Genomic DNA, 7,844 nt, shown 5'->3' on the forward strand with positions numbered 1-7,844 from the left:
CTCGACGTCGACGACAGCGAAATCAAAGCGCCTCGCGCCGGCCTGATTCAAAAGGCGAGCGTCGAGGAAGGCGATCTCATCAGTGCCGGCGGGCAGACGCTGCTTGCCACGATCTACGACGACACGACGATCGACGTGTGGTTCAGCGTGCCCGACCGCGTTTACCTGCGAGCCGTCCGCAACACGCCCGAAGGAGCGCCGCCGACGGTCGGCGTGCGGACGGAGTTGGACGACGACTTTCCCTTCAGCGGCGAGATCGAGTACGCCGACCCGGTCGCCGACGAGCTGACGGGCACGATCCGGATTCGGGCCAGCGTCGACAATCCGGATCGCACGCTGCTCGGCGGGTTGTTCGTCCGCGTGCGGATTCCAACCGGTCAGCTCGACGAGGCCGTGCTCGTGCCGGAGGCCGCGGTCCTGCGAGACCAGGTCGGGCCGTACGTGCTGGTCGTCGGCGAGGGGAACGTCGTCGAGCGCCGCAATGTCGAGTTAGGTGCGACGGACGCCGGCGACGTCATCGTCACCAGCGGCCTTGCTGCCGAGGATCGCCTTGTGACGCGCGGCCTGCTCCGGGCTCGTCCCGGTGCGCCGGTGACGCCCAAGACCGAGCCGCCGTCCGAGTCGCCGACGACATCGCCGGCCGAGTGAGTCCGTCCCTTCACGAGGCCGATCGATGCTGTCCACGTTTTTCATTCATCGCCCGATCTTCGCGACGGTCCTGTCGCTGGTCATCATCGTCGCCGGCGTGACGGCGGTGAGCAGTCTTCCGATCGCGTCGTACCCCAACATGGCCCCGCCGACGATCTCGGTAACGGCCGTTTATCCGGGTGCGGACGCAGAAACGCTGGCGTCGACGGTCGCCTCGCCGATCGAGCAGGAGGTCAACGGCGTCGAGGGCATGCTCTACATGAGCTCGACCAGCGCCGGCGACGGCACGTACAGCCTGCGGATCAGCTTCGCCACCGGCACTGACCTCGACATCGCCAGCGTCCAGGTGCAGAACCGCGTCGCGGCGGCAGAGCCGTCGCTGCCGCAGGAAGTCCGGCAGTTCGGCGTGAAGACCGAAAAGCGAATGCCGGACTTCGCGCAGATGATCAGCGTCACGTCGAACGATCCGCAGCTGGACGACATCTTCCTGTCCAACTGGGCGGCGCTGAACCTGCGCGACCAGCTGCAGCGTGTCGACGGCGTCGGCAGCGTGCAGGTGTTCGGTGCGGCTGACTACGCGATGCGGGTTTGGCTCGACCCGGAAAAGCTGCAGGTTCGCGGGCTGACGGCGAGCGACGTGCTCAACGCGATTCGCGATCAGAACGTCCAGGTCGCCGCCGGCACCATCGGCCAGCCACCGGCCGACGCGGGGACGCCCTTCCAGTTCGCCGTCACCGCGCAAGGCCGACTGCTCGACGCCGACGAGTTCGGGCAGATCACGATCCGCCAGACCGAAGACGGCCGGAAGCTCTTGCTCCGCGACATCGCCCGCATCGAGCTTGGCGCCGAGAACTACGTGGTGGAGTCGAAGGTTGACGGCAACCCCGCGTCGGTCCTGGCGATCTACCAGCTTCCCGGGGCCAACCTCGTCAACGTCTCCGACGACGTGCAGGCACTGCTCGAAGAGCTTCGGCCGACGTTTCCCGATGGCGTCGACGTGGCCGTCACCTACGACGCGGCGGACCAGGTTCGTGCGTCGATCAAGGAGATCGTCACGACGCTTTTGATCGCGGCGGTGCTGGTCATCCTGACGGTGCTCGTCTTCCTGCAGGACTTCCGGGCGACCATCATCCCGGCGGTGACGATTCCAGTGTCGCTGGTCGGCACGTTCGCGGTCATGCTGCTGCTGGGCTTCAGTCTGAACACGCTGACGCTGTTCGGCCTGGTGCTGGCGATCGGCATCGTCGTGGACGACGCGATCGTGGTCGTGGAGAACGTCGCACGAAACCTCGAAGAGACCGACCTCTCGCCCAAGGAGGCGGCGGTCAAGGCGATGGAAGAGGTGACCGGGCCGGTCATCGCCACGACGCTGGTGCTGCTGGCGGTCTTCGTGCCGACGAGCTTCATGAGCGGCATGACGGGCGTCATGTACAACCAGTTCGGCCTGACCATCGCGGCCGCGACGATCTTCAGCTCCGTCAACGCCCTCACGCTCAGCCCGGCGCTATGCGGCGTGCTGCTCAAGCGATCCAGCGGCAAGAAGAACCCGCTGTTCCGCGCTTTCAACACGGCGATCGAGTCATCGACGGCCGGCTACACGAAGCTGGTCACTCAGTCGGTCCGCAAGGCTGCGATCGCCCTGCTGCTGTTTGCGGGGCTGAGCCTCGTAGGCGTCTTTGGCTACTCGTCGCTGCCGGGCGGCTTCGTGCCGGACGAAGACCAGGGCTATTTGATGGCCGGCGTCGTGCTGCCCGACGCGGCCTCGCGCGAGCGGACGCGCGCCGTCACGGCCGAGGTCGACCAGATGGTCGGCGAGACCGAAGGCATCAAGTCGTTCATCCAGATCAACGGCTACTCGCTCATCGACGGCGTCGCGAACCCGAACGTCGCGTCGTACATCATGACGCTCGAGCACTGGGACGATCGCGACCGCACGCAGCCACAGATTCTGCGTGAGCTGCAGGGCAAGCTTGCGACGGTCATCGACGGCTTTGCGTTCGCCTTCCCGACGCCGCCCATTCCAGGACTCGGGACCAGCGGCGGGTTCGACATGCAGCTGCAGGACCGTGCGGGTGTCGGCGTGGAGACGCTGCAGAACGTCGCCTTCAACCTCGCCGCCGACGCCAACACGCAGAGCAACATCACCGGGGCCAACAGCTCGTTCCGCGCGAACGTGCCGCAGCTCTTCGTCGACGTGGATCGCGAGAAAGTCCAGCAGCTGGGCCTGCGGCTGAGCGACGTCTTCGGGACGCTGCAGACGAACCTTGGCAGCAGCTACGCGAATGACTTCAACGCGTTCGGCCGGACCTATCAGGTGAAGGTTCAGGCCGACTCGCCGTTCCGATCGACGCCGAGCGACATCCTGGCGCTGCGGGTTCGCGACGCGGACGGCAACGAGATTCCGATGTCGGCGGTCGCGACGGTCGAGCAGCGGTTCGGGCCGTCGAGCATCAATCGCTTCAACCTCTATCCGGCGGCGAGCATCAAGGGCTCGGCCGCGCCGGGTGCGTCATCGGGCGAGGCGCTGGACCTGATGGAGCAGATCGCCGGCCAGTCACTGCCGACGTCGATGGGCTTCGAATGGACCGGCCTGTCGTATCAGGAGAAGGAAGCCAGCGGCGGCGTGCTGATCATCTTCGCCCTGTCGATGCTGCTGGTCTTCCTGACACTCGCGGCGCAGTACGAGTCGTGGACGCTGCCGGCGGCGGTGCTGCTCGCCGTGCCTCTGGGGCTGCTGGGCGTCGCGGCCGGGTGTCTGGCACGTGGCTTTGACAACAACGTTTACACGCAGATCGGCGTGGTCTTGCTCATCGCGATGGTCAGCAAGAACTCCATCCTGATCATCGAGTTCGCTCGTGAGAAACGGAGCGAAGGCCTGTCGCCAGCCGACGCGGCGATCGAGGCGGCGCGGCTTCGGTTCCGGCCGATCCTGATGACGGCGTTCAGCTTCGTGCTCGGCACGGCACCGCTGGTCGTCGCGACCGGCGCTGGCGCTGGCGCACGGACCAACCTCGGCACGGCCGTCTTCATGGGCCTGATCGTCGCGACGATCTTCGGCGTCATCTTCACGCCCGCGATCTACCGCGTCGTGCAGGGGACGAGCGAGCGGTTCGGGCGTCGATCGAACGACGAAGCCGAGGCCGACGTCGTTCCAGCTGCGGCGGAGCCGGCGTGAAGCGGTTTCGCTTCGCCTACCTGTTGGCGGCGTTGGTGCTGATCGCGTTCGTTCGGCCGTTTCTGGTCGGGCAACTGCTGGGTGTGGGCGTGATCGATCTGCTGCTGTTCGTCACGCTATTGGCCGGAGCGTTCGCGGCCGTCGAGTCGAGGGTGCGGCTGATGATCGTGTCGGGCCTGGCGGTGCTTTCGGCGGTGTCGCAGGTGCTGCTGTTGGCTGCGGATGTGTTCGCCGCGAGCATCGTCTTTTTGGTGACGACGATCGCGTTCTACGGCATGGTCGCCGGATCGTTGCTCACGACGATGTTCCACGGCCGGCGTGTGACAGGGGACACCATCTGTCAGGCGATCTCGATTTACCTGCTGCTGGGCCTGCTCGGGACGATGGGGTTTGCGCTGCTCGAAGCGATCGTTCCGGGCTCGTTCACCTTTGCCAACGCCGCCGCCGAGGCGAACGAGCGGTTCGACCGATTCCTGGGCTTCAGCTTCGTCACGCTCACGACGCTCGGCTACGGCAACATCTCGCCCGCCACACCACGGGCCGACGCGCTGGCGACCGCGCTGGCGGCGGCGGGTCAGATCTATCTGGCGATCGTCGTCGCCCGACTCGTCGGGATTCAGGTCGGCCAGCAGCAGGCGAAGGTCAACTCGTGAGCTCGTCCAACGCCGCGCCGAAGTTGGCCCGCAGGATGCCAAAGTCGGCCAGATCAATCACGCCGTCGTAGTTGAAGTCGCCGGTGCTGAAGAGGCCAGGCGACCCGAAGTTGGCCCGCAGAACGCCAAAGTCCGCAAGGTCGACGACGCCGTCGTCATTCGCATCGCCGGCAAGCACGTCGAAGTTGAACAGCACGTCGCCCGCCAGCGTGTTGCCCGCGCGGTCCTCGGCGTTGCCGGCCAAGAGCGTCACGCTGTACTGGCCGTTGGGCAGCGGGCCGAACGTGCCGATGTCGTACTCGAGCTCGATCGCGCGCCCGAAGTCGGTGACCGCAACGTTGAACTGCGACGTCGGGATCGGCGTGAAGTTGCTGGTGTTGAGGACGCTGATCTGTGCCGGATCGATGCTCTCGGCAACGTCTTCGTCGAAGGTCAGGCGAATCGTCTGAGACGCGTCGAGCTTGACCTCGCCCTGGCCGACGGGTTGCCTGGTGTCGCCGATTCGGCCGCTGAGCCAGTCGAACAGGTTGATCGCGTAGTCGCGATTGTCGAAGCGATTGATGTTCGTGCCGGCACCGTTCTGATTGAAGAACGTGTTGCGATCGAAGTGCGCCGCGATCCGGCCGCCGTCGAGTTCGGCGATGGCGAGGCTGGCGTCGTCTGACGTGACGGAGCGTGCCGGTGCGCGGCCGGGGCGGTCGTTGTCGCTGGTGTTGCCCTTTGCGACAGCCAGCCGCTGGCCGGTGGTCGCGTCGGCAAGGTTGACGGGGCTCACGCCCTCGCCGTCAAAGCGGTCGATGCCGCTAAAGATCGGGTGCGTCGGGACGACAAAGTCGCCCTGATCGCGGAAGAGCGAGTAGGTGCCGCGATCCTGGTTCATCTTCCAGCCGATCACGTCGAGGAACGGCTGATCGCTGGCCGGGGCGTCGCCCCAGTTGCTGCCGAAGTTGGCATCGCTGATGAAGAGCGTCGCCCCGCCGCGTCGGACGTAGTCCTCGAAGGCGTCGACGGCAGTCTGGTCGTAGGTGGCGTTGTTCGAGCCGAAGACGACGACGTCGTACTGGAGCAGGTCGATCGTCTCCAGGTCGATGTGCACGCCGTCCGTCTGACCGGTGGCCGGTGCGTCAGCTTCGACGGTCTCGGTGATCTGCGAAACGTCGTAGCCGGCATCGCGCAGGGCCGTGGCGAAAGTGCCCCAGCCGTGATTGCCGTTGAACTCTTGGAAGTTGTCGATGTCGGCGAGCTGTTCCGTCCGGCCGAAGTCGTTGTTGGCCTCCAGGAAACCGCCCGACCGGTCGGCCCCGCGAATGAAGAGAATGCGCTCAGGATCAGCATCGCCCGCCACCGTGGAGAGGAGTCGTCGTGCCTCCAACGCCTCCACAGGCAAGGCCGCCTTGGCGTTGATGGGAGACGGAGCAGATTCGGCGCGGCGGAGAGATCGAGACATGGGCAAGGGTGGCTTTTCGCCGACCAACGTACCCGCGCAACGCCCGCGTGGCAGCGCGAAAGTCGCCGATCAGAGCAGCGATCGCGCGAGCCACAACCCGTAGCCGATCGCCAGCAGCCCCGCGATATCGAGCGCGACAATGCCCCAGTACCCGTGACGCCAGTCGACCACCGTCGACACGACCATGATCGGGCCGAGCACGACGAGCAGCGCCCACCAAGCCAACGCTCCGGACGACTCGCTCAGCAACCACGAGATCGCCAGTCCGGCGATGCCCGTCACGAGCCACGCGACCGGCCAAACCCACGGCACCGTTTCGCCACGAAGCTTGAGCACCACCAGCAGAGCCGCCGAAAGCGGATAGCTGGCGGCAACGATCAGCAGGATCAGGCGTCCGGTCGCGATGGCCGACTGCGGGTCGCTCACGGCGTCATGGCCTCGGGCTGACGGGCCAGCGGCATCGGCACGACGGTGACGTCACCGATCTGGTCGAGCTGCGTCTTGACCGCGTCGGCCGGGGCGACGACGACAATCGAGAGCAGATCGGGCGTCGCGTAGCTGGCGATGACGTTCTGCACGTCCTGGACGTCGACGCCGGCGATCTTCTGGCCGTAGTCGTTGAAGTAGCTCAGCGGGTAGCCGTTGAGCAGGATGTTCCCGCGGAGGTTGGCGAGCTGGCCGACGGTCTGTTGGCTCAGGACGAGGCTGCCGGCGACGCGGCGCTGGGCGTCGACGAGCTCTTCCTCGCTGACGGACTCGCTGGCCATCCGCGTGAGGACGCCAAAAGCCGTCGTGATCGCCTCGCCCGTCGTTTCGGGCCGCGTGGCGAAGCCGACGAAGAACTCGCCGACGTGTCGGCCTGGGTTGAACCTGCCGCCGGCCCCGTAGGTCAGGCCCTTCTCGGCCCGCATCGCCTGGTTCAGCCGCGACTCGATGCCACCGGCCAGGACCTGCGTCGCGACGCTGGCGGCGTACTTCTCGTCGGAGTCGATCTTGAACGCTCGGTTGCCCAGCCGCACCGCCGACTGTCCACCGCCGGGGTTGTCGACGAGCAAAATCTGCGGGCGGTACGCGGACAGCTCGTAGGCAATCGGATCGATCGTCTTCGAGGATGACAGCTTCACGCCGTCCAGCAGCTTGCTCGCGAACTCGGTCGCCTCGGCCTCGTCGAGGTCGCCGGCGAGGATGAGCGTCTGACCCTCACGGCCATACGCACGCTTCACGTGCTCGACGGCGTCTTCGAGCGTCAGCGACGCGACGATCCGCGGGTCGGGGTTACGCCCGGCCGGCGTGTCGCCGAAGAGCAGTGTGTCCAACTCGCGCGAAGCGACGCCGGACGGATCGCTCAACGACTGTTGCAAACCGGCCGCGGCACGGGCACGCAGGTTGGCGAACTCGCGCTCGTCGAGGTTGGGCTGCGTGAGCAACTCGTTGGCGAACATCACGGCGTCGGCCATCGAGCCCTTGGGGAAGGAGCCGGTGACCCGCGTGTGGTCGCCACCGTCCGAGGCCGAGAGCGAGATGCCGGCGGCGTCGAGGAGCTCATTCTGCTCCGCCGCCGATCGACCGGCAGAGCCACGCGTGAGCAGGTCGGCCGCGAGGCTCGCGAGTCCGACCTTGTCAGCCGGGACCGCGTCGCTGCCGTAGCCGGGCATGATGAGCGTCATGCCGACCAGCGGCTGGCGCGTGTCGCGTATCAGGATGACCTGCGTGCCGTCGACGTCGAACACGACGCCGGTGTCGAAGTTGGCAGCGATGATGTCGGCCGGGACCGGGGCGGCGGTCGAATAGTCCGCCGGGAACTGCACTTCAGCGGTGGTCGTCTCGTTGTCGGAAGGCGGCGTCGACTCGGGCTCGGTCGCCTCCATGTCGTTGGACTCGTCAGTCGCTTCCGGGGCTCCGGACGGATCGCGGCCGGGCA

The 7,844-nt window shown here is 66.5% G+C and carries 6 protein-coding genes; 3 read left to right on the top strand and 3 right to left on the bottom strand.

Going from position 1 to position 7,844, the window contains the following annotated elements; genetic code table 11:
• The 3 genes from AAGI46_13850 to AAGI46_13860 all read left to right on the top strand — a co-directional run.
• Positions 1-648 (top strand): efflux RND transporter periplasmic adaptor subunit (locus tag AAGI46_13850; GenBank protein MEM1013289.1); only part of this gene is annotated, 648 nt, incomplete at its 5' end.
• A gap of 25 nt (positions 649-673) precedes the next feature.
• On the top strand, positions 674-3,823 hold the full coding sequence (locus AAGI46_13855; GenBank protein MEM1013290.1) for a multidrug efflux RND transporter permease subunit: 3,150 nt from the start codon (positions 674-676) through the stop codon (positions 3,821-3,823).
• Positions 3,820-4,476, top strand: coding sequence for an ion channel (locus AAGI46_13860; protein MEM1013291.1), 657 nt, complete (start codon positions 3,820-3,822; stop codon positions 4,474-4,476). Before AAGI46_13855 ends, AAGI46_13860 begins: the two co-directional genes overlap by 4 nt.
• Here AAGI46_13860 and AAGI46_13865 read toward each other — a convergent pair.
• From AAGI46_13865 to AAGI46_13875, 3 genes are all read right to left on the bottom strand, one after another.
• On the bottom strand, positions 4,466-5,923 hold the full coding sequence (locus AAGI46_13865) for an Ig-like domain-containing protein (GenBank protein ID MEM1013292.1): 1,458 nt from the start codon (positions 5,921-5,923) through the stop codon (positions 4,466-4,468). The two genes, AAGI46_13860 and AAGI46_13865, sit on opposite strands and share 11 nt — an antisense overlap.
• Positions 5,924-5,992: 69 nt before the next feature.
• Positions 5,993-6,349 carry a hypothetical protein gene (locus AAGI46_13870; protein ID MEM1013293.1) on the bottom strand — a complete coding sequence of 119 codons (357 nt, stop codon included), beginning with the start codon at positions 6,347-6,349 and terminating at the stop codon, positions 5,993-5,995.
• On the bottom strand, positions 6,346-7,844 hold a 1,499-nt coding region (locus AAGI46_13875; protein ID MEM1013294.1), incomplete at its 5' end, for a pitrilysin family protein. The genes AAGI46_13870 and AAGI46_13875, both read right to left, overlap by 4 nt.

Source organism: Planctomycetota bacterium (assembly GCA_038746835.1).
GTDB lineage: Bacteria > Planctomycetota > Phycisphaerae > Tepidisphaerales > Tepidisphaeraceae > JBCDKH01.